Genomic DNA, 23,291 nt, shown 5'->3' on the forward strand with positions numbered 1-23,291 from the left:
GCCCGGCGGAGAGCGTCTCGCCGCCGGGCCCGGTCGCCGCACCCCGGCTACTCCATCCCGGCCAGGACCAGCGGCAGCCGGCGGGCGCCGTCGGCGACCAGCTTCACCGGCACGCCCCAGTCCTGCTGGTGCACGTGGCAGGCCGGATACTCGATCTCCGGGTCGTCGTCGCAGGAGGCGGCCATCGCCGACACGTGCAGCACACCCTCGGCGACCTCGGCGGAGAGCACCAGCTCACGGGAGAGGTCGCTGTCCGCGCCCGCGCCGGAGACCAGCAGCTCGGGCGGGGTCGCGCTGACCAGCAGCCGGGTGGAGGGGCCGTAGCGCTCGTCCAGCTTCTGGCCGTTCGGCGCCTCGAAGACCACGTCCAGCCGGAACGCGCCCGGGGCGACCTCGGTGGCCGCGCGCTGGGTGCGGTGCGCCACCGACTCGACCCGCACCGCCTCCTCCGGCAGCCGCAGCCGGGTCAGCCGGTGCCGGGCCGACTCGACCACCACGATGTCGCCGTCTACCAGCACCGCCCCGGAGGGCTCGCGCAGGTCGGTGGCCAGCGTGCTGACCTCGCCGCTCGCCGGGTCGTAGCGGCGCAGCGCGTGGTTGTAGGTGTCGGCGACGGCCACCGAGCCGTCCGGCAGCACGGTGACGCCCAGCGGGTGCTGGAACAGCGCCTGACCGGCCGCGCCGTCGCGGTGACCGAAGTCGAACAGGCCGGTGCCGACGGCGGAGTGGACCGTCCCTGTTTCACGTGAAACCCAGCGCAGCGCGGAGGTCTCGGAGTCGGCGACCCAGAGCCGCTCGCCGTCCGCCGACACCGCGAGACCGGACGGCTGGGCGAACCAGGCCTCGGCGGCCGGCCCGTCCACCAGGCCCTCGTTGGTGGTGCCGGCCGCGACCGCGACGGTGCCGGCGGCCGGGTCGTACGACCAGAGCTGGTGCACGCCGGCCATCGCGATCCACACCCGGCCGTCGAACCAGGCGACGTCCCACGGCGAGGAGAGGTCCACCTCGCGGGCCGCGCCCTCGGTGGCCGAGCCCTGCCACCACTGGCGGCCGGTACCGGCCAGGGTGGTCACCCGGCCGTCGGCGAGGCGCACGCCGCGCAGGGCGTGGTTGACGGTGTCGGCCACGACCACGTCGAAGTCGTACGGGTGGCCCTCCGGGAGCAGCGCGAGACCCTGCGGCTCACTGAACCGCGGGCCGTCGCCGTCCGCGCCGTCGCCGTCCACCAGGCCGCGCCGCCCGTCGCCGATCCGGCGCACCACCGTCTCGCCGTCCTCGGCCAGCTCGACCAGCGAGTGGTGACCGGAGTCGGCGACCAGGAAGCGGCCGTTCGGCAGCCGGACCGCCTTGCCGGGGAACTTCAGGTCCCCGGCGGTCGGCTCCGGCGCCACGTACGGGCCGTCGCCGCGGCGCAGCGTGCCCTTCGCGGCGTGCTCGGCCTCCAGCTCCTCGACCAGCCGGGCGAGCGCGTGGGCGTGGCCCTCGCCGGCGTGCTGGGCGACCACGTAGCCCTCCGGGTCGATCACCACCAGCGTCGGCCAGGCCCGTACGGCGTACTGCTTCCAGGTGACCAGCGCCGGGTCGTCCAGCACCGGGTGGTGCACCTCGTAGCGGGCGACGGCGTCGACGACGGCCTGGTGGTCGGCCTCGTGCACGAACTTCGGCGAGTGCACCCCGACGATCACCACGGTGTCGCGGTGCTTCTCCTCCAGCTCCCGCAGCTCGTCCAGGACGTGCAGACAGTTGATGCAGCAGAAGGTCCAGAAGTCCAGGATGGTGATCTTGCCCCGGAAGTCGGCGAGCGTGAGCTCCTTGCCGCCGGTGTTCAGCCAACCGCCTGCCCCGACCAGCTCGGGGGCGCGTACACGTGCACGAGATGCCATGCGTCAATCAAACCGCACGCCGGGTGCCCGCATTCCGGTGGCGGGGACCTTCAGGTGGCAGGGCGCGGCCGGGTGAGGTCGGACTGCCAGCGGGTCTCGCCGTCCTCGGTGTGGGCGGTGGGGCGCAGGCCGAGGGCGCGGGCGACGGCGGCGGAGGCGTGGTGGTCGGGGTGGATGTGGGCGACGGCGGTGGTGACGCCGGCGGCGGCGAGGTGGGCGAGCAGGGTGCGGGCGGCCTCGGTGGCCAGGCCGCGGCCCTGCCACGGGGTGCCGACCACCCAGGCGAGTTCGGCTCCGTCGGGGCGGACGGTGGTCTGCACGTAGCCGGTGAGGGCGCCGTCGGCGCGCAGCCGCAGCACCCAGTTGCCCCAGGCCTCGGCCGGGTCGGGGGAGCCGGCCGCGAGCCTGCCGCAGCGGGCGCGCTGCTCCTCGACGGTGGCCGGGCGGCCGCCGGTGAAGGCGTGCAGGGCCGGGTCGGCGAGCGCGGCCGCCAGCTCCTCGGCGTGCCCGGGGGCGATCGGCAGCAGGTCGAGTCGCTCGCTGCGCAGCTCGGCGGTGGTGAGATCGGAGGTGGGGTCGGGGTGCATGGCGGTATTGAAGGCGATCGGGGGCCGCCGTGCGACGGGTTTCCGGTCGGTGCCCAGGGCGCCGTCGCGGCCTGCCGCGACCACCCGGTGCACGAGCAGGAGCGAGCCGTCCCCGGTTTCCGGATCCCCGGTCCGTCCCTCACCCGGGTGGGGTATCTTTTGCCAACCCTTGACCAGGCTGGTCAGGGCCCCGGCCGGCACGGTCGAGGGGGACGGTGTTGAGCGGACCGGGGGCTGGACCACGATGAACGACATTCTGCACGGGCTCGGCGCGGCGGCGGCCTACGGCGCCCTCGGCGTGGTGCTGCTGCTCCTCGGCATCGGCCTGGTCGACCTGCTGACGCCCGGCAAGCTCGGCCGGCAGATCTGGGTCGAGCGCAACCGCAACGCCGCCGTCCTGCTCAGCTCCGCACTGCTCGGCATCGGCGGCATCGTCTTCACCGCGATCATGTACACCTACGCCGACTTCGGCAAGGGCCTGGCGTCGACGGCCTGTTACGGCCTGCTCGGGCTGCTGCTGATGGCCGTCGCGTTCTGGCTGGTGGACCTGCTGACGCCGGGCAAGCTCGGCGAGATCCTGGTCGACCCGGAGCCGCACCCGGCGGTGTGGGTGTCCGCCGCCTGCAACATCGCGGTGGCGGCGGTGGTGTCGGCCGCGATCGCCTGAAGCCGCGGGGGAGCCCGGGCCGGGGGACGGGCACTGGGGGGCCGGGGGAGTTCAGGCCGGCGGGGCTCAGGCCGGGTGGGGTGCCCGGCCCAGGACGTGCTCCCGCCCCCAGTCCCCCAGCGGCCCCAGCGCCGTGTTGAGGCGGTGCCCCGCCTCGGTCAGCGCGTACTCGACCCGGGGCGGCACCTCCTCGTACGCCTCCCGGTGCACGATGCCGTGCGCCTCCATCTCGCGCAGGTGCGCGGCCAGCACCTTCTCGGTGATCCCCGGCAGCAGCCTGCGCAGTTCGCCGAAGCGGCAGCGCGGGCGTTCGCCCAGGGCCCAGAGGATCGACACCTTCCACTTGCCGCCGATCACGTCCATCGCGGCGTCGGTCCCGCAGATGTGCGCCCCCGGCCTCGACACGATCGCCATGCCCGCCCCTCCCGGCTCCCGCCACCTCGATGCTCACCCCAGGGTAACCACCCACTTCGAAGTGCGTACTTGATCGTTTCGGGGGGCGGCGCGGAGGCTGACTGCCATGGAAACCAACCCCGTTGAGAACGCGTCCAGGACCCCGCTCACCCCGCTCACCCTGCTCGGCCTCGGCGCGATGGGCACCGCGCTGGCCGAGGCCTGGCTCGCCGCCGGCCACCCGCTGACCGTCTGGAACCGCACCGCCGCCCGCGCCGAGGCGCTCGCCGCCCGCGGTGCCACCGTCGCCGCCACCGTCACGGAGGCCGTCGCCGCGAACCGGCTGGTCGTCGTCTGCCTCCTCGACGACGCCTCCGTGCCCGCGGCGCTGGACGGCGTCGACCTGACCGGCAAGGACCTGGTCAACCTGGTCACCAGCACCCCCGGGCAGGCGCGCGCCCGTGCCGCCTGGGCCGAGGAGCGCGGCGCCCGCTACCTGGACGGCGGCATCATGGCCGTCCCGCCGATGATCGGCGTCCCGGCGGCCGGGGCGTACGTGTTCTACAGCGGCTCGTCCGAGCTGTTCCAGGAGCACGCGGGCGCCCTCGCCGTCCCGGCCGGCACCCGGTACGTGGGCGCGGACGCCGGGTTCGCCGCGCTGCACGACGTGGCGCTGCTCAGCGGGATGTACGGGATGCTCGCCGGGATCGCGCACGCCTTCGCGCTGGTCCGCGGCGAGGCCGTGGCGCCGAGCGGGCTGGCGCCGCTGCTGGGCGACTGGCTGACCGCGATGTCCGGCTCGGTGGCCAGGACGGCGGCGCAGCTGGAGAGCGGCGACTACACCCGGGACGTGGTGTCCAACCTGGCGATGCAGGTGGCCGGCAAGGAGACGCTGCTGCGCACCGCCGAGGAGCAGCGGGTGAGCGCCGAACTCCTGGAGCCGTACTTCCGGTTGATGGAGCGGCGGCTGGAGGCCGGTGGCGGCGAGGAGGACCTGACCGGGGTCGTCGACCTGCTGCGACGGTGAAGGCCGGCCGGTAACGTACCGGCATGGCAGACCTCGAAGAACGCGCCACCGTCGTCGCGTCCGACCCAGGGCAGGCCGGAGCGGGGGTGGTCGTCAGACCGCGCCGCGCCGACGACCTCGCCGACTGCGTCCGGGTGCTGGGCGACGTCCACACCACCGACGGCTATCCCGCCGACTGGCCCGACCGCCCCGCCGCCTGGCTGACCCCGGACGGCTTGCTCGCCGCCTGGATCGCCGAGTCGGACGGCCGGCTCGGCGGACACGTCGGGCTCGCCCGCAGCGCCCCGGACGACCTCGCCCCCGCCCTGTGGAGCCGGCGCACCGGCGGCCGCCCGGAGCTCACCGCCGTGATCGGCAGGCTCTACGTCGCCCCCAGGGCGCGCGGCCAGCACATCGGCGCCCGGCTGCTGGCCTGCGCCGTGGCGCACGCGCGGGCGCTCGGCCTGCACCCCGTCCTCGACGTGCTCGCCACCGACACCGCCGCCGTGGCCCTCTACCGCCGCCTCGACTGGACCCACCTCGGCAGCGGCGACCAGCGGTGGCCCTCCGGACGCACCGTCACCGTCCACTGCTTCGCGGCCCCGCGGGGCTGACCCCCGCCCCGCCCGGCCGCCGCGGCCGGGCGGGAAGAGGCCGGGAATGCGGGAGAAGGCCGGGGAGGGCTACACCGCGATGACCTCGATGCCTGCCTCCAGGCCGATGAAGTCGTCCGTGTTCCGGGTGTAGAGCGGCAGGCCATGGGCGGCGGCAGTGGCAGCGATCATCAGGTCCATGCGGCGAGGGCGAGGATCGCGCCGGGCCTGGATCGTGAGCGCGACCAGTGTTCCGAATCGCCGGGCGGCCTCACGGTCGAACGGGAGGGCGGCGAACTCCGCCTCCACGTCTGCCAGCCGTTGGGCCCTGGCCAGCATCTGCACCGGGTCCTTGGCCATGGCGACGCCTTGTGAGAGTTCTGCCAGTACGACAGCGGGCACGGCGACCTCCACCGGCAGGAGGTCCGGATCGATCTGCGGCAGGTCGATCACCACGCAGGTGTCGAGCAGTCCGCGCTGGCGTCGTTCGCTCATGCGCGCTCCCACGGGTCGTTGCCGCCATCGACCCGGTCCTCGTCGCCGTAGAAGGCGTCGGCCTCGGCCCGCAGCTGTGCGGCGTCGACCGCAGGCGCGTTCCGCCACTTGCGTTGAAGCTCTTCCACGGGGACGAACCGTCGGCGGCTGTTGATCGGTCGGACTTCGGCGATCTCCGTGCCGTTGCGTGTGACGTGGTAGATCTCGCCGGCTTCGACGTCGTCGAGTACGGCCTTGGACCGCGCCGCGAGTTCGCGCTGCGTGATGGTCTTCATGGGGCCAGTGTATCGCGCCGTAATGCGCTGTGTAGCGAAATTTTCGGCCCTGCCCGGCCCGGCCGCCGCGGCCGGGCAGGTCGCGGAACGCGGGGTTCCGGCGGAGTCGACCGTCATCGTGTCGGGCGGTGGGCGCTCACCCCGATGTCGGGGCGGCGGAGGACGCGGCGCCCCGCCCGGCCGCCCCTCGCCGGTGAGTCGGTTGCGCGCCGGATCCTCGGCGGTGGAGCTCGTTCCGGCGCGGGTGCGGCCGGGCTCCCCCGGGCGGGGGAGCCGGATCACCGCGCCGGGGGAGGAGCGGCGGGGGTGGCGCGGGCGAGCCTGTCGGCATGGTGAGGAACGGGTGGGCGGTGACCGGCTGGGGCCTCGGGTACGCCGGGTTCGGGCTGGGGTGCGCGCTGGGCGGGACGCGGCTGTTCGGTGCGCACTGGCCGGGGTGGGTGGTGGCCGGCGTGGGGGTCGCCTCGGCGGCCGCCGGCCTGGCGGTGGTGCGACGGAAGCCGGTGCGGGTGCTGCGGCCGCTGCTGTGGCTGCTGTGCGGGGTGGCCGCGGCCGGGGCCTGGAGCCTGCTGATGGACCTGGTGACGCTGCTCTTCGGCCAGCCGGTGGACAGCGTCCCCGACACCGTGGAGCGCGCCCTCGCGGCGCTGGGGGCGGTGCTGCTGGCCGGCAGCGCCCGGGATCTGCGGCCCGGCGCCCGCGGCGGCCGGGGCGGCCGGGCCGCCCGGGCCGAACGGGCGGCGCCGGTTCCCTCGGCGGCCCCGCCGGTCGTCCGACTCGTCGCCTGGGCAGGCACCCTGGCCTTCGTCCCGTACGTGCTGATGAAGCTGCTCTGGGCGTTCGGCGGCAGCTTCGCCGGGGTCAGCGGCGACCAGATGTACGCGAGCTACGTGCGCAACGGCTCCTCCGGGATCTGGCTCGCCCTGGAACGCTGGGGGCTCGACGGCACCGCGCTGCTGGCACTGCTCGGGGTGTTCCTGCTCTGGGGGCTGGTCCGCCCGTGGGGGCAGGTCTTCCCGCGCTGGACCCTGCCGCTGCGCGGCCGCCGGGTGCCGCGCTGGCTGCCGCTCACCCCGGCCCTGCTGGGCGCGGCCACGCTGGCGCCGTACGGGGTGGTCGGGATCGGCTACCTGACGCTGTGCACCGCCGGGCTGACGCGGATCAGGCTGGGCGAGTTCGCGAGTGAGCAGAGCGCGCTGGAGATCGCCTGGGTCGGGATGTGCGGGTTCGCCGGGTACGGGGTCGCACTGGCGGTGGCCGCCCGGTCGTACTGGCGGCGGACGGGGGCGTGACCCCGGCGGTTTGCTGAGGCGGCAACAAAGCTTGCCGCTGCGGTGAGGCGGGCCGCAGCCTGGCGGTGGAGGTGAGCGACATGGGCGAAACGGCGATGACGACCGGGACGGCGATGACGGCCGGGACGGACGGGATCAGGGAGCGCGAACGCTACGACGTGGTGGTGGTCGGCGCCGGAGCGGCGGGACTGAACGCCGCGCTGGTGCTGGGCCGGGCCCGCCGCCGGGTCGCCGTGGTGGACGCCGGCGAGCCGCGCAACGCGCCCGCCGCTCACCTGCACGGCTACCTGAGCCGGGACGGCATGCCCCCGGCGGCGTTGCTGGCGGTCGGGCGGGACGAGGTCGCCCGGTACGGGGTGGACCTGATCGACGCCCGGGTCGAGCACACCGAGCACACCGAGGGGAGCGGTCCGGCCGCACCAGCCTTCCCGGCGTCTGGGCGGTCGGCAACGTCGCCGACCCCCGGGCCCAGGTGGTCACCGCCGCCGGGATGGGCGCGGCGGCGGCCTTCGCGCTCGACCACGACCTCGCGGCGGAGGAGCTCGACCGGGCGGTGGAGCGGTACCGCGCGTCCGGCGCCGCCCTGCCCGCCTGAGCGGGAAGCTTTCGTCAACCCACCCACGATCGGAGAATCCGGATGTCAGCGCACCAGCACGGCCACTCCCACGGCCACTCCCACTCCCACTCCCACGGCCATGCCCACGGGCACGTTCCCGCCGCCGACCTCGACTGGGACGCGCTCGCCGCGCACCTGGAGCTGGAGGCCGACCTGCGGGCCGGCGCCGTCACCGAGGCCGGGCGGTGGCTGCTCGGCCTGCGCGGGGAGGGCGAGGTGCGGCGGGTCCTCGACGTCGGCAGCGGGCCCGGGGTGATCGCCGGACTGCTGGCGGAGGTCTTCCCGGCGGCCGAGGTGGTGGCCGTCGACCAGTCGGCCGCCCTGCTGGAGCGCGCCCGGACCCGCTCCGGCGGCCGGCTCGGCACCCAACAGGCCGACCTGCCCGCCGAGTTCGGCAAGCTCGGCGAGGCCGACCTGATCTGGTCCGGCAACGCCGTCCACCACCTGGGCGACCAGCAGGCCGCGCTCACCTCGCTCGCCGGGGTGCTGCGGCCCGGCGGTCTGCTCGCCGTCGCGGAGAGCGGCCTGCCGGCGCGCTACCTGCCGCGCGACTTCGGCCTCGGCCGGCCCGGCTTCCAGGCCCGGATGGACGCCGCCCACGAGGACGGCTTCAGCACCATGCGGGCCGAACTGCCCGGCAGCACCGCGGAGATCGAGGACTGGCCGGCCATGCTGCGGCGGGCCGGACTGACTCCGACGGGCACCCGCACCTTCCTGGTCGACCACCCCGCCCCGCTCGCCGGACCCGTCCGCCGCTACCTGCACACCCAGCTGACCCGCCGGCACGACCAGCTCGCCGAGCAGCTCGACGCCGAGGACCGGGCCACCCTGGAGGCCCTGCTCGCCGAGGACGCCCCCACCGGCATCCTGCACCGCCCGGACGCCTTCTACCTCTCCGCGATGACCGTCCACACGGCCCGCCGGGACTGACCCGGCGGCTCCGCCGGTTCGGCCGGTTCGGCCGGTTCCGCCGCCCGGCCCCGGGATACCGTCGGGGCATGGCAGCGAACGAGCAGGGCGGCGTCGTCGTGGTGACCACGACCCACGAGAGCGAGGAGCAGGCCCGGGCGCTGGCGGCCGCCGTGGTGCGGGAGAGGCTGGCGGCCTGCGCCCAGGTGTACCCCGTACGGTCGGTGTACTGGTGGGACGGCGAGGTGCAGGACGCCGGGGAGTGGCGGATCGACCTCAAGACCAGGGCCGAACTCGTGGACCGGCTGGGCGCGTTCGTGTCCGGGCGGCACTCCTACGAGACGCCCGAGCTGATCGCCGTCCCGGTGGCGGGCGGCGGCGCGGACTACCTCGCCTGGGTGGCCGAGGAGACGGCGGACGCGGTGGCCGCCCCGGAGCGGCCCGAGTAGCTCGGGGCGCGACCTCCGGGAGGGCCGGTACGGCCGGCACGCGCGACACGTCGGCGGGGGATGGCGTCACACGCAGCGCGGCGGCGGGGCCCGGGCGAACCCCCGGCCCCCGCCGCCGTCCCGCGGTTCACACCGTTCAGCCCGCCGAGCCGCCGAAGCGCGCCGTCCAGGCCGCCAGGTCCTCGTCCGTGATCTTGGCGAACAGCACCGGCGGCACCGTGAACGCCGTCCCGGCCGGCACCAGGTCCAGCGTCCGCGCCTCCTGCGGGCTGATCCAGTCCCGGGTGGCGGCCGGGGAGTCCTCGGGCAGCGCGAAGGCCCCGCGCATGGCCGCCGCCGCGGCCGGGATGAACGGCTCGGAGACCACCGCGTACAGGTGGATCAGGTTCATCGCGGTGCGCAGGGTCAGCGCCGCCGCCTCCGGGTCGGTCTTCACCTGCTGCCAGGGCGCCTTCTCGTCCAGGTAGGCGTTGCCGGCGCTCCACAGCGCGCGCAGGGCCTGCGCCGCCTTGCGGAAGCTCAGCGCGTCCAGCTGGGCCTCGTACTCGGCGAGCAGCGCGGCGACCTGCTCGCCGAGGCGCTGCTCTGCCTCGCCCGGCGCGTGCCCGCCCGGGACGTCGCCGCCGAAGCGCTTGCGGCTGAAGGTGAGCACCCGGTTGACGAAGTTGCCGAGGGTGTCGGCGAGGTCCTTGTTGACCACGGAGGCGAACAGGTCCCAGGTGAAGCTGGAGTCGTCCGACTCGGGTGCGTGCGCCATCAGGAAGTAGCGCCAGTAGTCGGCGGGCAGCAGCTCCAGCGCGACGTCGGTGAAGACGCCGCGCCGCTGGCTGGTGGAGAACTTCCCGCCGTAGTACGTCAGCCAGTTGAAGGCCTTGACGTAGTCGACCTTCTTCCACGGGCGGCGTGAGCCGAGCAGCGTGGCCGGGAACATCACGGTGTGGAAGGGGACGTTGTCCTTGGCCATGAACTCGGTGTAGCGGACGGTCTCGTCGGCCTCGTACCACCAGGACTTCCAGTCCCGCAGCTGGCCGGCCGGGGCCGCGTCGGCCCATTCCTTGGTGGCGCCGACGTACTCGATCGGGGCGTCGAACCAGACGTAGAACACCTTGCCCTCGGCGGCCAGTTCGGGCCACACGTCGGCCGGTACCGGGACGCCCCACTCCAGGTCGCGGGTGATCGAGCGGTCCTGGAGGCCCTCGGTCAGCCACTTGCGGGCGATCGAGGAGGCCAGCACCGGCCAGTCGTCGGCGTGGGCGGCGACCCAGTCGTCGACCTCCTCGGTGAGCTTGGACTGGAGCAGGAACAGGTGGCGGGTCTCCCGGACCTCCAGGTCGGAGCTGCCGCTGATCGCCGACCGCGGCTCCAGTAGGTCGGTCGGGTCGAGCACCCGGGTGCAGTTCTCGCACTGGTCGCCGCGGGCCTTGTCGTAGCCGCAGTGCGGGCAGGTGCCGATGATGTAGCGGTCCGGCAGGAAGCGGCCGTCGGCGTTGGAGTACACCTGGCGGATCGCGCGCTCCTCGATGAAGCCGTTGCGCTGCAGCTCGCGGGCGATCTCCTGGGTGATCTCCCGGTTCTGCGGCGAGGAGCTGCGGCCGAAGTGGTCGAAGGAGAGCCCGAAGCCGTCGTACACCGCCCGCTGCGCCCCGTGCGCCCGGGCGCAGAACTCCGCGACCGGCAACCCGGCTTCCTGGGCGGCCAGTTCGGCGGGCGTGCCGTGCTCGTCGGTGGCGCAGATGAAGAGCACCTCGTGCCCTCGTCGGCGCAGGTAGCGGGAGTAGACGTCCGCCGGGAGCATGGACCCGACCATGTTGCCCAGGTGCTTGATCCCGTTGATGTACGGAAGGGCGCTGGTGATCAGGTGCCGAGCCATCCTCGGATGCTCCGATTTCTCCCGCACGCGCATCCCACCCGGAGTGCCGTGTCAGGCGAAGGGGTCCACTGTGGGCTGCAAGCCTAGGGCAAGGGGAGGGCCCTGGCGCGCGGCGGGCCGGGGGCGGACCTCGCGTTCAGGATGGGCTGGACCTCGCCTTCGGGAGGTGCGGGCCTCACGGCCGGGGCGGGCCGGAGGTCACGGCCGGCCGAAGTCGCCGTACCGGTCGAACTCCCCGGACTTCACCCCGCGGACGAAGGCGGCCCACTTGCGCGGGGTGGTCTGCACGACGACCTCGGGCCGGTCCGACTCGCGGATCTCCACCAGCTCGCCCGCCGCTCTGACCTCGACGCAGTCGGTGCTCTCACCGCTCGCCGAGGCCTTGCGCCAGCTACTCATGCGAAGTCTTTCAGCAAGGCCCGGATGAAGTCCCGGGACTCGTACAGCCCGAGCGCGATGGCCGCGGTCTCCTCCTTGATCCGTCGGTAGGAGGCCAGTTCGGCCTGGGTGTGCACGAACGTGGGCCCGTGGGAGAGGTCGATCTGGACGGTGTCGAGTTCCGGGACGGGCCCGCGGGCGAGGTACAGGCTCTCTCCGGAGCCGGTGTAGGTGGGCACGCTGAACGGGATCACCCGGATCTCCACACCGGGCCGTTCGGAATTCTCCAGCAGGCTCCGCAGCTGGTCGCGCAGCACGTCCGGACCGCCGAACTGCATGCGCAGCGCGGACTCGTGCAGGAACGCGCTGTACGGCTTCGGGTGGTCGACGAAGATCTGCTGGCGCCGGATCCGGAACGCCTTCCGGACCTCGGCCTCCTGCCGGTACTGCGGGGGCAGGCGCTCGAACACCGCGGCGGCGTAGTCCGGGGTCTGCAGCAGGCCGGGGATGAACGTGCTGTTCAGGATGGAGAGGGAGGACGCGTGGTGCTCCATCTCCGCGATGTCGATGATCGCGTTCGGCAGCCGGCCGCGGTAGCCGTCCCACCAGTACTTGCGCCGGTCCTGGGTCATCGCCAGCAGCGCGTCCAGGTAGGGGCCGTCCTCGCAGCCGCAGGTGTGTGCCCAGATCCGGAGCCGCTCGGCGCTGATGCCCGACTTCCCGTTCTCCATCTGGGAGATCTTCGGCAGGTCGGTGCCGATGGTGGCGGCCAGGCTCTTGGGCGTGACGCCCACGAGCTCGCGCATCCTGCGCAACTCGATCCCGAGGCGCTGTTGGCGCACGGTCGGCGACAAGCGGGGTGGCATGACTCTCTTCTCCGGGTCGCGGCTGGCGTCGATGCTTCCGGTGAAGTGTGCCGCGCGTGCCGGGCCCTAGCTACCGAAATGGGGGATACCCCACGATGGAGTGAACGTCCTCGCGCTCGGTAGCAACTCTGGCACCTTGACCCTATGGTCGTCCGTGTCACTCGCTGACTTGTTGCCGCCTAAACAGTCGTCAAACAGTCGTCAATCGGCCGTAATGACACATCAGATGCATGGTCGCGGCGCCCGAAATCACCGACCGGAGACAGCCATGCCCCTCCCCACGCCACCAGGCCTTCCCCACCGGCCCCACCCTCCCCGGCGCATTTCCGCATCCCGGTGAATGCGCTTCTCGTCGCCGGACTGTCGGCGCTCCTGCTCGCCGTCCTGTTCGTCGGCTGGCTGGTCTGGCTGGTGAACATCCAGCCCTCCGAACTGCGCGCGGCGAAGCGCGAGTTGGCGGCCGGCCACTCCGCCTCGGGCGACCGGAAGTAGGAGCCGCCGGGCCCGGCCGGGTGCGCCCTGGCGAGCGCCTCGGCCCGCGGCTCGGCCCCGGCCGGCCCGCGGCTCAGCCCCGGGCGAGCCGCTCCGCCAGGCGGGCCCCGGCCGCCGGCCACTCGTCGGCGAGCATCGAGAAGTAGACGCTGTCCCGCCAGCTGCCGTCGGGGCGCAGCCGGTGGCGGCGCAGGGTCCCCTCGTACTGGGCGCCGAGGCGCAGGACCGCGGCGCGGGAGCGCTCGTTGCGGGCGTCGGTCTTCCAGAAGACGCGGCCCATGCCGAGGTCCTCGAAGGCGTGGCGCAGGAGCAGCAGCTTCGCCTCGGTGTTGACCGCCGACCGCCAGACCGAGCGGGCGTACCAGGTGCCGCCGATCTCCACGGACTCGTCCCGCGCGCTGAAGTCGTGGTAGCCGGTGACGCCGACGGCCCGGCCGCTCGCGAGGTCGACGGCGGCGAAGTTCACCGACTCGCCCGCGGCCGCCTCCGCGATCCGGGCGTCGAGGATCGCGCCGCACTCCTCCTCCGAGCCGGGCGCCGACGCCATGGTCCAGCGCCAGACCTCGGGGTCGGAGCCGATGGCGGTCCACAGGTCGGTGAGGTGGCGGCGCTCCAGCGGTTCCAGGCGGATGTGGCGGCCGGTGAGGACGACGGGTGAGGGCAGCTTCGCGGTCATGATCCGAACGTAGCGGGGCCCTGCACTAGATGCAATAGCTTTCTGCACTAGTGCAAAACTCGGGCTCCAGGGCAGAACAAGGGCCCCGCGGGACGAATCCCGCGGGGCCCTCGAAGCGGCCGGCCCGGTCGGCAGGCGATCAGGCGGTGACCGGTCAGGCGATCAGGCTCAGATGAACGAGTTGATCTGGATCGTCTCGTCGCGGCCCGGGCCGACGCCGATGGCCGAGATCGGCGCGCCCGACATCTCCTCCAGCGCCTTCACGTACGCCTGGGCGTTCTTCGGCAGCTCGGCGAAGGACTTCGCCTTGCTGATGTCCTCGGTCCAGCCCGGCAGCGTCTCGTAGATCGGCTTGGCGTGGTGGAAGTCCGACTGGTTGTAGGGGAGCTCCTCGACCCGCTTGCCGTCGATCTCGTACGCGACGCAGACCGGGATCTGCTCCCAGCCGGTCAGCACGTCCAGCTTGGTGAGGAAGAAGTCGGTGAGGCCGTTGACCCGGGTCGCGTAGCGCGCGATGACGGCGTCGAACCAGCCGCAGCGGCGGTCGCGGCCGGTGGTGACACCGCGCTCACCGCCGATCCGGCGCAGCGCCTCGCCGTCCGCGTCGAACAGCTCGGTCGGGAACGGACCGGAGCCGACGCGGGTGGTGTACGCCTTGAGGATGCCGATGACCCGGTCGATCTTGGTCGGGCCGATGCCGGCGCCGGTGCAGGCGCCGCCCGCGGTCGGGTTCGACGAGGTCACGAAGGGGTACGTGCCGTGGTCGACGTCGAGCAGGGTGCCCTGGCCGCCCTCCAGCAGGACGACCTTGTTCGCCTTCAGCGCCTCGTCCAGGACGAGGGTGGTGTCGGCGAGGAAGGGCTTGATCTTCTCCGCGTAGCCCAGGTACTCCTCGACCACCAGGTCGGCCGGGATGGTGCGGCGGTTGTACAGCTTGACCAGGATCTGGTTCTTGTCGTGCAGCGCCGCCTCGATCTTCTGGCGCAGGATCGACTCGTCGAACAGGTCCTGGACCCGGATGCCGACGCGGTTGATCTTGTCCGCGTAGGTCGGGCCGATGCCGCGGCCGGTGGTGCCGATCCGGCGCTTGCCGAGGAAGCGCTCGGTGACCTTGTCCAGGGTGCGGTGGTACGGCGTGATCAGGTGGGCGTTGCCCGAGACCAGCAGCTTCGAGGTGTCGATGCCGCGCTCGTTCAGGCCGGCCAGCTCGGAGAGCAGCACGGCCGGGTCGATCACGACGCCGTTGCCGATCACCGGCGTCACGTTCGGGCTGAGGATTCCGGAAGGGAGCAGGTGCAGGGCGTACTTCTGGTCGCCGATGACCACCGTGTGACCGGCGTTGTTGCCGCCCTGGTAGCGGACCACGTAGTCCACGGAGCCACCGAGGAGGTCGGTGGCCTTCCCCTTGCCCTCGTCTCCCCACTGAGCGCCAACGAGCACGAGTGCCGGCACAGGCGTACACCCCTTCCGGTTGGGGCATCCTGCGTAGGCCGCAGTCTGCCCCGAGATAGACGAAGCCCCTGGCGCAATGGCGCAAGGGGCTCTTGCACCGAGAGATTACCTGAGGAAGGACCGGTCGTGTCGTCCCTGTCCACGCCTGCAACCGGCGGCCCGGAGCCGCTCCTGCTGCTCCTCGACCCGGTGGCCCGGCAGACCGACGGCGAGTCGGTGCGGATCGCGAAGGACGTGCTCTGCGGGGGTGCGGACGCGAAGGTGGCCTTTCCGGAGAGCCCTTCCGAGCTCGACCGGGTGCTTTCGCACCGGGGTCGGAGGCGACCGGTGGTGATCGGTTCCGACCTCGCGTTGCAGCGGGTGCTCCAGGCCCTGCACCGCCAGCGTGAGCTGGGCGCCGAACCGGTGGGGATGGTTCCGGTCGGCCGCTCGGAGGAACTGGCGGCGGCCCGCGCGCTCGGCGTGCCGGGCGAGCCGGTCCGGGCCGCGCGGGCGGTGCTGTCGGGCGCGCCGCGCAAGCTGGACCTGCTGGTGGACGACGGCGGCGGGGTGGCGCTGGGCGGGGTGCGGATCACCGGCGGGGGTGCGCGCCGCGCCGTGGGCCGTCCGGGTGGCTGGCGTTCGCTATGGGCGAAACTGGCTGCGGCCGAGCAGGCGAACGCACTCACTCCGGACGGCGCCGACCACGGCTCCCGGGTCCGGGTCGAGGCCGACGGCCGGCTGCTCGCGGACGTCCACCGGCCGGTCCGGCTGGTCCAGGTCACGCTCCCGTCCGGCGCCTCGGACGGGACGGGGGAGATGGAGGTCGTGGTCGCCGCCTCCGGCGCCCTGGTGCGCGCCCGGGCGGCGAGCGTGTCGGTGGTCGGGCGCGGCTTCGACTACGAGGCGGACGGCCGCCCGGTCGGTCCGGTCCGGGCGCGGACCTGGACGGTGCACCCGGGGGCCTGGGGCCTGCTGCTGCCGGCCGCCTGACCGCGGAACGACCGGGAACGACCGGGAACGACCGGGAACGACCGGGAACGACCGGCGGGAAACCGGCGGGAGACCGGGGAACGGCCGACAGGAAACCGGCGGGGGAACCCCGGGTGAGCAGGCTCACGTTCGTCCGCGCCCCGACCCCCGCCGCCACGCGCACCGAACTCCCCAACAGGCGCGAACCACAAGGCCAACCGCCCCGCGCCGGAATTCCCCCCACCCGAAATCCCGGGCCGGTAAGGGGTTTTGTCTACGCGCGTTAACTCGCGATCGCCGGACAAACCCGCAGTCCCGGGGTCCGAAAGCCCGAGTCGACTGCCCTAGACTCGAAGGCGTGCCACGTGGTGACGGAAGACTCAACCACGATCTTCTTCCCGGTGAGAAAGGCCCCCAGGACGCGTGTGGCGTCTTCGGTGTCTGGGCTCCCGGCGAGGAGGTCGCCAAGCTCACGTTCTTCGGCCTTTACGCCCTGCAGCACCGCGGTCAGGAATCCGCGGGCATCGCAGTGAGCAACGGCTCCCAGATTCTCGTCTTCAAGGACATGGGGCTCGTCTCCCAGGTCTTCGACGAGGCCTCTCTGGGGTCGTTGCACGGGCATATCGCCGTCGGACACGCCCGCTACTCGACCACCGGTTCCTCGGTCTGGGAGAACGCCCAGCCGACCTTCCGGGCGACCGTTCACGGTTCGCTGGCCCTCGGGCACAACGGAAACCTGGTGAACACCGCCGAACTGGCGGCCATGGTCGCCGAACTGCCGGGCGAGGAGCACGTCTCGCGCTCCGGCCGGACGGCCGCGACCAATGACACCGACCTGGTGACCGCGCTGCTCGCCGGCCACCCGGACCTCTCCATCGAGGAGACGGCCAAGGTCGTGCTGCCCAAGGTCAAGGGCGCGTTCTCGCTCGTCTTCATGGACGAGCACACCCTCTACGCCGCCCGTGACCCGCAGGGCATCCGCCCGCTGGTGCTCGGCCGGCTGGAGCGCGGCTGGGTGGTCGCCTCCGAGACGGCGGCGCTGGACATCTGCGGCGCCTCCTTCATCCGCGAGGTCGAGCCCGGCGAGCTCATCGCCATCGACGAGAACGGCATCCGCACCTCCCGCTTCGCCGAGGCGAAGCCCAAGGGCTGCGTGTTCGAGTACGTCTACCTGGCCCGCCCCGACACCTCCATCGCCGGCCGCAACGTGCACCTCTCCCGCGTGGAGATGGGCCGCCGCCTGGCGAAGGAGGCCCCGGTCGAGGCCGACCTGGTGATAGCGACGCCCGAGTCCGGCACCCCCGCCGCGATCGGCTACGCCGAGGCCAGCGGTATCCCGTACGGCTCCGGCCTGGTGAAGAACGCCTACGTGGGCCGCACCTTCATCCAGCCCAGCCAGACCATCCGCCAGCTCGGCATCCGGCTCAAGCTCAACCCGCTGCGCGAGGTCATCGCGGGCAAGCGCCTGGTGGTCGTGGACGACTCGATCGTGCGCGGCAACACCCAGCGCGCGCTGGTGAAGATGCTGCGCGAGGCGGGCGCGGCCGAGGTCCACATCCGGATCTCCTCGCCGCCGGTGAAGTGGCCCTGCTTCTTCGGCATCGACTTCGCCACCCGCGCGGAGCTGATCGCCAACGGCATGACCATCGAGGAGATCGGCCGCACGCTCGGCGCCGACTCGCTCGCCTACATCTCGATCGACGGCATGATCGAGGCCACCAAGCAGCCCAAGGACAGGCTCTGCCGGGCCTGCTTCGACGGCGAGTACCCGATGGAGCTGCCGGACCCGGCGCTGCTCGGCAAGCTCCTGCTGGAGGCCGAGATCAAGGGCGGCCAGCAGCCGCCGGCCGTCCGCGGCAAGCCGACCAGCGGCAGCGACCTGGACGGCGTCCAGTCGCTGCTCGGCGGGGCGGGCGCGGCCGACGCGCTGCGCCGCCCGTAAGAACGCACGGTGGGGTCCCGCGAACCGGGGCCCCACCGCTGTTCCATCCAGCCGTACCCCACGCCCCCGGACCCGAGAGGGCCCAGACCCGAGAGGGCCGCACCGCAGTGACCAGCAACCAGAACGGCGCCACCTACGCCGCCGCCGGTGTCGACATCGAGGCGGGCGACCGCGCCGTCGAGCTCATGAAGCAGTGGGTGAAGAAGGCCAACCGCCCCGAGGTGGTCGGCGGTCTCGGCGGCTTCGCCGGCCTCTTCGACGCGTCCGCCTTCAAGAACTACGAGCGGCCGCTGCTGGCCTCGGCCACCGACGGCGTGGGGACCAAGGTGGCCATCGCCGCCGCCATGGACAAGCACGACACCATCGGCCACGACCTGGTCGGCATGGTCGTCGACGACCTGGTGGTGTGCGGCGCCGAGCCGCTGTTCATGACCGACTACATCTGCGTCGGCAAGGTCGTCCCGGAGCGGGTCGCCGCGATCGTCAAGGGCATCGCCGAGGGCTGCGCGCTGGCCGGCTGCGCCCTGGTCGGCGGCGAGACCGCCGAGCACCCGGGCCTGCTGGGCCCGGACGAGTACGACGTCGCGGGCGCCGGCACCGGTGTGGTGGAGGCCGACGCGCTGCTCGGCGCGGACCGGGTCCGGGCGGGCGACGTGGTGATCGCGATGGCCGCCTCCGGCCTGCACTCCAACGGCTACTCGCTGGTGCGCCACGTGCTGCTGAACGAGGCCGGCTGGAAGCTGGACCGCAAGGTCGAGGAGTTCGGCCGCACCCTCGGCGAGGAGCTGCTGGAGCCGACCCGGATCTACTCGCTGGACTGCCTGGCGCTCACCCGCGCCACCGAGGTGCACGCCTTCTCGCACGTCACCGGCGGCGGCCTGGCGGCCAACCTGGCCCGGGTGATCCCGGACGGCCTGCACGCCCGCCTGGACCGCGGCACCTGGACCCCGCTGCCGGTCTTCCAGACCGTCGCCGAGGTCGGCAAGGTGACCACCCTGGAGATCGAGAAGACGCTGAACATGGGCGTCGGCATGGTCGCGGTCGTCCCGCCGCACTCGGTGGACGCCGTGCTGTCGATCCTGGAGGACCGCGGCGTGGAGGCCTGGCTGCTCGGCGACATCGTCGAGCGCGGCGACGGGCACGAGGGCGGCGCGGCCCTCTACAACGCCTACGAGGGCTTCCGGGCGAGCTGACCCGGTCCGTGACGACGAGAGGGCCCCTCCGGAGCACCGGAGGGGCCCTCTCGCGCGTGGTGCGGCGGTCGGCGGACCGTACGGGGGAGCGCCGGGCGGGCGGTCCGGCACGAGGGGACGCCGAAGGCACGAGGGAACGCCGAAGACCGGTCCGGCGCCCTGGCGGGTGCCCGAACCGGTCGGCGGGACTGCTGTGGCTACGAGCGGCGGGAGGCCTGCGACGCCCCGGTGCCTGGCCCGTTGTCGTCCTCGTCGTCGAGGTCGGCGTAGCGGGCTGCGTACTCCGCGTACGGGTCGTCCTCCTCCTCCTCCTCGATCGGCTCCGGCTCGATCGAGGCGGTGGACGGAGATACGCCCAGCTCGTTGGACAGACGGTTAGCGTCGAACCCGCCGCTGTTGTACTTCAGCTCGCGGGCGACCTTCGTCTGCTTGGCCTTGGCCCGGCCGCGCCCCATGGGTCGACCCCCTCAACGATGGGGCTCACGGCCCCGAGTCTGACACGTGTTCATGATCAGGACCGGCCTGCCCGAATGGGAGGACCGTCCCTTGGAGCATTAACGGTACCTGTTTCCGCCGCTGGACGGTACGTCGTCGGTGTGACGTGGCGCGCACCGACCGCACCCGCGACCAGGTCTTCCCAGGTCAAGGGAGGTTTTGCGGCGTTTTGCGCGCTGTCCAGAGGTGTTTGAGGTCCGTCGTTCCAGGACTGATTATCCCCCCTAGGGGGGCCTCGGATCACCCGTTCGGCGGGAGAAGTGAGAATCCGGTTCCACATCGTGATGCGCGGGGGGCCGTCGCCGCGGCCCCCCGCGCATCACCGGGTCGGTTGTCGACCCGTCAGGCGCGGCGGGCGCCGGGCAGCAGCATCGTGCGCAGGGCGCTGATCTCGCGCATCCGCTTCTCGGCGAGGCGGTCCGCGGCGACCGCCGGCGGGATGCCGTCGGCGGTGGCCCGGGTGAAGATCTCCAGGGTGGTGTCGAAGATCTTCGTGGCCTTGTTCTTGGCCCGCTCGAAGTTGAAGCCGTCGATCTCGTCGGCGACCTGGATGACGCCGCCGGAGTTCACCAGGTAGTCCGGCGCGTAGAGGATGCCGCGGTCGGCCAGGTCCTTCTCGACGCCCGCGTGGGCCAGCTGGTTGTTGGCCGCGCCGCAGACGATCGAGGTGCCGAACTCGCCCAGCGCGGCGACGACGCCGTCGGTCAGCGCGCCGCCGAGGGCGCACGGGGCGTAGACGTCCAGCTTGGCCTGGAGCAGGGCGGCGGTGTCGGCGACGACCTCCACCTCCGGGTGGGCGGCGCGCACGCGGTTGACCGCGGCCTCGAAGGGGTCGGTGACGACGACCGTGGCGCCGTCCGCGACCAGGTGGCCGACCAGGTAGTGGCCGACCTTGCCGACGCCCGCGACGCCGACCCGCTTGCCGCGCAGGGTGGGCTGGCCCCAGCGGGCCTGGGCGGAGGCGCGCATGCCCTGGAAGACGCCGAAGGCGGTCAGGATGGACGAGTCGCCGGCGCCGCCGTGCTCGGGCGAGCGGCCGGTCACGAACTCGGTCTCGCGGGCGATGACGTCCATGTCCTGGACGTAGGTGCCCACGTCGCAGGCGGTGATGTAGCGGCCGCGCAGGGACTCGACGAAGCGGCCGTAGGCCCGGAGCATCGCCTCGTTCTTGTCCTTGTTCGGGTCGCCGATGATGACGGCCTTGCCGCCACCGAGGTCGAGTCCGGCGAGCGCGTTCTTGTAGGACATTCCGCGGGACAGGTTCAGCGCGTCCTCCAGCGCCGCCTCCTCGGAGGCGTACGGGAAGAAGCGGGTGCCGCCGAGGGCCGGGCCCAGGGCGGTCGAGTGGATGGCGATGATCGCCTTGAGGCCCGAGCTGCGGTCGTGGCAGAGGACGACCTGCTCGTGACCGTCGCCGGGGGCGCCGTCCTGTTCGGTACGGAAGATCCTGCTGAGCACGCCGGGTGCGGAGTGCGTGGCGGGGGTCTGTACGTCGGTCACTGTGGTGACTCCAGTATCGAAGGCCCGCTGCTGTGGTGCGGGCGCCTAGGGCGAAGCGTAGCCGCGTGGGCGCCGCCGATCCGCCGTCTTGCCCGAGCCGGTGCCGGTCGTCCGAGGGGTGAGACGGAAGGGGGTGCGGGGTGCGGGCGCGAACGGTTCGGGGGCGCGCTCTCCCGGGGCCGGGCGGCGCGTGCGACCATGCAGGACGTGACCGTCGTACGTACTTCCGTACAACCGCCCTACGCCGCCCACCTGCGGGTCTACGAGCCGCTGGCCGCCTACCCGGAGCCCGAGCGGGCGCGCTGGCAGGCCTACGCGGCGCAGCGCGGGCCGGACGCCGCGGAGCCGGGGCAGCCGGTGGCGGCGGCGGTGCTGGAGGAGCAGCGGGAGGCGCTGGCCGGGCTGGCCGCCCGGACGCCCCGGGCGCTGCCCGAGCGGGAGAGCGGGCGGGCGTACCTGCGGGTGGTGGACGGCGTACTGTACGTCTGCCCGTGGGCGACCCGACTGCGCAGCTGGCAGGCGCTGGAGGAGCTGCGGGCCGGGGCGCCGGTGGCGCTGCTGGACACCGCGCTGCCGCCGGTGGCCCGGGCGGCCGCGGAGGCGGACCGGGAGCGCTGGCGGGCCGAGCACCCGGACGCCCGGCCGTGGATCCTGACCAGCCGCTGGGAGGTGCCGGTGCGCTGGTTCCTGCCGTTCGGGGACGAGGACCGCTGCTTCGTGCCGGGCGGGGCCGGTCCGGTGGAGCGGCCGGTGGACGATCCGGCGGACGGGCCGGCGGGGGAAGGGGAGCAGGGGGGCCGTCCGGCGGCGCTGTTCTACCTGGTGCCGATGGCGCAGGCGCGCCGACGGGTGGCGCGGGCCTTCCGGGCGCTGCGCGAGGCGGTGCCGGACGGGGAGCTGGTGCGGGGCGCGGAGCGGATCGGGCGGTGGCTGGAGGAGTTCCACCCGCGCTCGCTGGTGGAGCTGGACTACGGGGGCCTGGTGCATCTGCTGGGCCCGGAGCGGTTGCTGGCGGACCGTTCGGCGGGGGAACTGGAGGAGGGGCTGCGGGCGCTGCGGGCGGGGGACACCGCCGAGGCGCTGCGCGTGTACGGGGAGCTGACGGGGCGGTGGCGCCGGGTGCTGGCGCTGCGGCACGCGAACTGATGTCGGACCGCGCGTGTATGACTGTAAGAGTCCTAAGCACCGCAAGTCCGATGACCAAGGTCCTGGTTCGGGTCAATAGCTGCCGAACGTGACACTACTCACCGTTGACGCGAACTTACCCCTATGTGCAAAAATGGGACAACCAGCCCAACTTCACGTGAGCGTGCCCACTTTTGGGTGGTTCTGGAGTCGATGCGTGCTTTGCGGGGAAACGGAGGGTCTGGTCCCCTCGTAACCGGATGTCATGGCTATGTGACTGTCCGTTATGGGGTGGTCCATCGCCATCCGTCGGCCTTGAACCCGTGAGGGGTCAATTTTGGCGGTTTGGTCGATAGGGCTGGACGGATGGTGTAGTTGTAGACACCAGGACAAGCCGTTCGTCCTATAACCGACTCGGCCCGTCTATGCCATTTCGGGCATCGCGGGCCAAGGTGCAGAATTTGAAGGATAGAACCGCCCTGGTTCGGTTCTCCCGAGGAGGCCGCTCATGACCGCTCGTACCCCTGATGCTGAGCCGCTGCTGACGCCGGCAGAGGTTGCCACCATGTTCCGCGTGGACCCGAAGACGGTCACCCGCTGGGCCAAGGCAGGCAAGCTGACGTCGATTCGCACGCTCGGTGGTCACCGCCGTTACCGTGAGGCGGAGGTGCGCGCTCTGCTGGCCGGGATTCCCGCCCAGCGCACTGAGGCCTGATAGGCCAAAGGCTCTTTAAAGGGGCCGCTTACCGGACTCCGCCGGGTCCGGTAAGCGGCCCCTTTGTCGTACCCGCCCGAGGGTTTCCGTGCCGGGCGAGTGGTCGGAATGTTGAACTCCGGATAACGATTTGATGCGCGTGGGGTGGGGGGGATTTACAGTGAATAGCTGTACAATTTTACATATTAAATTAACGAGGTTCTGGAGGGGGTTCCACGGGGCCGGCTCCGGAGGGGGATCCCGTGACGACCGTCACACGGTCTGTCACTTGTGGTCTAGACCTAGCCGGGGTAGGGGCCGAACGGCCAAAAAGCGAGAGGCCCGGAACCTGACGGTTCCGGGCCTCTCGCACTGCGGCGATCCCGACGGGACTTGAACCCGCGACCTCCACCTTGACAGGGTGGCGAGCTAACCAACTGCTCCACGGGACCAGAGACTTTCCTGATCTCGTTCACTCGCTTGCCGCGCTGC

Annotated in this window: 25 protein-coding genes, 1 tRNA gene and 1 pseudogene; 14 read left to right on the forward strand and 13 right to left on the reverse strand. The window is 72.6% G+C overall.

The features are described from left to right. Window positions 1-47: 47 nt before the first annotated feature. Window positions 48-1,883: an NHL domain-containing thioredoxin family protein gene (locus ACFWP2_RS30420; protein WP_380457348.1), complete on the reverse strand. Its 1,836-nt coding sequence runs from the start codon at window positions 1,881-1,883 to the stop codon at window positions 48-50. A gap of 50 nt (window positions 1,884-1,933) precedes the next feature. Next, complete coding sequence (locus ACFWP2_RS30425; protein ID WP_380457350.1) at window positions 1,934-2,470, reverse strand: GNAT family N-acetyltransferase; 537 nt, start codon at window positions 2,468-2,470, stop codon at window positions 1,934-1,936. Between the two features lie 244 nt (window positions 2,471-2,714). Here ACFWP2_RS30425 and ACFWP2_RS30430 point away from each other — a divergent pair, with 244 nt between their 5' ends. Next, on the forward strand, window positions 2,715-3,137 hold the full coding sequence (locus tag ACFWP2_RS30430) for a DUF350 domain-containing protein (protein WP_380457522.1): 423 nt from the start codon (window positions 2,715-2,717) through the stop codon (window positions 3,135-3,137). A gap of 66 nt (window positions 3,138-3,203) precedes the next feature. Here the strand turns inward: ACFWP2_RS30430 and ACFWP2_RS30435 are convergent, their stop codons facing one another. Then, complete coding sequence (locus ACFWP2_RS30435) at window positions 3,204-3,551, reverse strand: winged helix-turn-helix transcriptional regulator (RefSeq protein ID WP_380457352.1); 348 nt, start codon at window positions 3,549-3,551, stop codon at window positions 3,204-3,206. 106 nt (window positions 3,552-3,657) lie between these two features. Here ACFWP2_RS30435 and ACFWP2_RS30440 point away from each other — a divergent pair, with 106 nt between their 5' ends. Both ACFWP2_RS30440 and ACFWP2_RS30445 read left to right on the forward strand, forming a co-directional pair. Next, window positions 3,658-4,557, forward strand: a complete 900-nt coding sequence (locus tag ACFWP2_RS30440; protein ID WP_380457354.1) for an NAD(P)-binding domain-containing protein — start codon at window positions 3,658-3,660, stop codon at window positions 4,555-4,557. Window positions 4,558-4,580: 23 nt separating this feature from the next. Beyond that, a complete protein-coding gene (locus tag ACFWP2_RS30445) occupies window positions 4,581-5,150 on the forward strand; it encodes a GNAT family N-acetyltransferase (protein ID WP_380457356.1) in 570 nt (189 codons plus the stop codon). 69 nt (window positions 5,151-5,219) lie between these two features. Here ACFWP2_RS30445 and ACFWP2_RS30450 read toward each other — a convergent pair whose 3' ends face one another. Together ACFWP2_RS30450 and ACFWP2_RS30455 are read right to left on the reverse strand one after the other, a co-directional pair. After that, the gene (locus ACFWP2_RS30450; protein WP_380457358.1) at window positions 5,220-5,624 is read right to left on the reverse strand and encodes a PIN domain-containing protein; all 405 of its coding nucleotides are present in this window, start codon (window positions 5,622-5,624) and stop codon (window positions 5,220-5,222) included. Continuing rightward, window positions 5,621-5,899, reverse strand: coding sequence for a type II toxin-antitoxin system Phd/YefM family antitoxin (locus ACFWP2_RS30455; protein WP_380457361.1), 279 nt, complete (start codon window positions 5,897-5,899; stop codon window positions 5,621-5,623). The genes ACFWP2_RS30450 and ACFWP2_RS30455 overlap by 4 nt, the downstream gene beginning before the upstream one ends. A 329-nt stretch (window positions 5,900-6,228) precedes the next feature. On the opposite strand from ACFWP2_RS30455, the gene ACFWP2_RS30460 reads away from it, so the two are divergent. The 5 genes and pseudogenes from ACFWP2_RS30460 (at window position 6,229) to cutA (ending at window position 9,165) form a co-directional block, all read left to right on the forward strand. Next, the gene (locus ACFWP2_RS30460) at window positions 6,229-7,191 is read left to right on the forward strand and encodes a hypothetical protein (RefSeq protein ID WP_380457363.1); all 963 of its coding nucleotides are present in this window, start codon (window positions 6,229-6,231) and stop codon (window positions 7,189-7,191) included. Between the two features lie 113 nt (window positions 7,192-7,304). Continuing rightward, window positions 7,305-7,571 (forward strand): annotated as a pseudogene (locus ACFWP2_RS30465) (FAD-dependent oxidoreductase); the annotation flags it as partial. A gap of 92 nt (window positions 7,572-7,663) precedes the next feature. Continuing rightward, entirely contained in the window at window positions 7,664-7,786 is a 123-nt protein-coding gene (locus tag ACFWP2_RS30470; protein WP_380457536.1) for a hypothetical protein, read from the forward strand. A 42-nt stretch (window positions 7,787-7,828) separates the two neighbouring features. Then, entirely contained in the window at window positions 7,829-8,737 is a 909-nt protein-coding gene (locus ACFWP2_RS30475) for a class I SAM-dependent methyltransferase (RefSeq protein WP_380457365.1), read from the forward strand. A 68-nt stretch (window positions 8,738-8,805) separates the two neighbouring features. Continuing rightward, the gene (gene cutA / locus ACFWP2_RS30480; protein ID WP_380457367.1) at window positions 8,806-9,165 is read left to right on the forward strand and encodes a divalent-cation tolerance protein CutA; all 360 of its coding nucleotides are present in this window, start codon (window positions 8,806-8,808) and stop codon (window positions 9,163-9,165) included. 136 nt (window positions 9,166-9,301) lie between these two features. Here the strand turns inward: cutA and metG are convergent, their stop codons facing one another. The 3 genes from metG to ACFWP2_RS30495 form a co-directional block, all read right to left on the reverse strand. Continuing rightward, window positions 9,302-11,035, reverse strand: a complete 1,734-nt coding sequence (gene metG / locus ACFWP2_RS30485) for a methionine--tRNA ligase (RefSeq protein ID WP_380457369.1) — start codon at window positions 11,033-11,035, stop codon at window positions 9,302-9,304. A gap of 198 nt (window positions 11,036-11,233) precedes the next feature. Continuing rightward, window positions 11,234-11,434, reverse strand: a complete 201-nt coding sequence (locus ACFWP2_RS30490; RefSeq protein ID WP_380457371.1) for a DUF397 domain-containing protein — start codon at window positions 11,432-11,434, stop codon at window positions 11,234-11,236. After that, the gene (locus tag ACFWP2_RS30495; RefSeq protein ID WP_380457373.1) at window positions 11,431-12,279 is read right to left on the reverse strand and encodes a helix-turn-helix domain-containing protein; all 849 of its coding nucleotides are present in this window, start codon (window positions 12,277-12,279) and stop codon (window positions 11,431-11,433) included. Before ACFWP2_RS30495 ends, ACFWP2_RS30490 begins: the two co-directional genes overlap by 4 nt. A 336-nt stretch (window positions 12,280-12,615) precedes the next feature. On the opposite strand from ACFWP2_RS30495, the gene ACFWP2_RS30500 reads away from it, so the two are divergent. Beyond that, entirely contained in the window at window positions 12,616-12,771 is a 156-nt protein-coding gene (locus tag ACFWP2_RS30500; protein ID WP_380457375.1) for a hypothetical protein, read from the forward strand. Between the two features lie 73 nt (window positions 12,772-12,844). Here ACFWP2_RS30500 and ACFWP2_RS30505 read toward each other — a convergent pair whose 3' ends face one another. Both ACFWP2_RS30505 and ACFWP2_RS30510 read right to left on the reverse strand, forming a co-directional pair. Then, complete coding sequence (locus ACFWP2_RS30505) at window positions 12,845-13,447, reverse strand: GNAT family N-acetyltransferase (protein ID WP_380457378.1); 603 nt, start codon at window positions 13,445-13,447, stop codon at window positions 12,845-12,847. 168 nt (window positions 13,448-13,615) lie between these two features. Continuing rightward, the gene (locus ACFWP2_RS30510) at window positions 13,616-14,899 is read right to left on the reverse strand and encodes an adenylosuccinate synthase (protein WP_380457380.1); all 1,284 of its coding nucleotides are present in this window, start codon (window positions 14,897-14,899) and stop codon (window positions 13,616-13,618) included. Window positions 14,900-15,025: 126 nt separating this feature from the next. Between ACFWP2_RS30510 and ACFWP2_RS30515 the strand changes: the two genes are divergently transcribed. From ACFWP2_RS30515 to purM, 3 genes are all read left to right on the forward strand, one after another. Next, window positions 15,026-15,871: a diacylglycerol kinase gene (locus ACFWP2_RS30515; RefSeq protein WP_380457383.1), complete on the forward strand. Its 846-nt coding sequence runs from the start codon at window positions 15,026-15,028 to the stop codon at window positions 15,869-15,871. A 337-nt stretch (window positions 15,872-16,208) separates the two neighbouring features. After that, window positions 16,209-17,792 (forward strand): amidophosphoribosyltransferase, encoded by a 1,584-nt coding sequence (gene purF, locus ACFWP2_RS30520; protein ID WP_380457386.1) that lies wholly within the window; start codon window positions 16,209-16,211, stop codon window positions 17,790-17,792. Between the two features lie 107 nt (window positions 17,793-17,899). After that, window positions 17,900-18,985: a phosphoribosylformylglycinamidine cyclo-ligase gene (gene purM, locus ACFWP2_RS30525; RefSeq protein WP_380457389.1), complete on the forward strand. Its 1,086-nt coding sequence runs from the start codon at window positions 17,900-17,902 to the stop codon at window positions 18,983-18,985. A 197-nt stretch (window positions 18,986-19,182) separates the two neighbouring features. Here the strand turns inward: purM and ACFWP2_RS30530 are convergent, their stop codons facing one another. Continuing rightward, complete coding sequence (locus tag ACFWP2_RS30530; protein WP_359897971.1) at window positions 19,183-19,440, reverse strand: DUF3073 domain-containing protein; 258 nt, start codon at window positions 19,438-19,440, stop codon at window positions 19,183-19,185. 382 nt (window positions 19,441-19,822) lie between these two features. Then, the gene (locus ACFWP2_RS30535; RefSeq protein WP_380457392.1) at window positions 19,823-20,980 is read right to left on the reverse strand and encodes a Glu/Leu/Phe/Val dehydrogenase dimerization domain-containing protein; all 1,158 of its coding nucleotides are present in this window, start codon (window positions 20,978-20,980) and stop codon (window positions 19,823-19,825) included. Window positions 20,981-21,178: 198 nt separating this feature from the next. Between ACFWP2_RS30535 and ACFWP2_RS30540 the strand changes: the two genes are divergently transcribed. Together ACFWP2_RS30540 and bldC are read left to right on the forward strand one after the other, a co-directional pair. Further along, window positions 21,179-22,126 carry a hypothetical protein gene (locus tag ACFWP2_RS30540; RefSeq protein WP_380457394.1) on the forward strand — a complete coding sequence of 316 codons (948 nt, stop codon included), beginning with the start codon at window positions 21,179-21,181 and terminating at the stop codon, window positions 22,124-22,126. A gap of 487 nt (window positions 22,127-22,613) precedes the next feature. Continuing rightward, on the forward strand, window positions 22,614-22,820 hold the full coding sequence (bldC, locus tag ACFWP2_RS30545; protein ID WP_014137253.1) for a developmental transcriptional regulator BldC: 207 nt from the start codon (window positions 22,614-22,616) through the stop codon (window positions 22,818-22,820). 357 nt (window positions 22,821-23,177) lie between these two features. Here bldC and ACFWP2_RS30550 read toward each other — a convergent pair. Continuing rightward, window positions 23,178-23,251 (reverse strand) — tRNA-Asp (locus ACFWP2_RS30550). Window positions 23,252-23,291: the final 40 nt, after the last annotated feature.

It is taken from the genome of Kitasatospora sp. NPDC058444, from assembly GCF_042721415.1.
Classification (GTDB): domain Bacteria; phylum Actinomycetota; class Actinomycetes; order Streptomycetales; family Streptomycetaceae; genus Kitasatospora.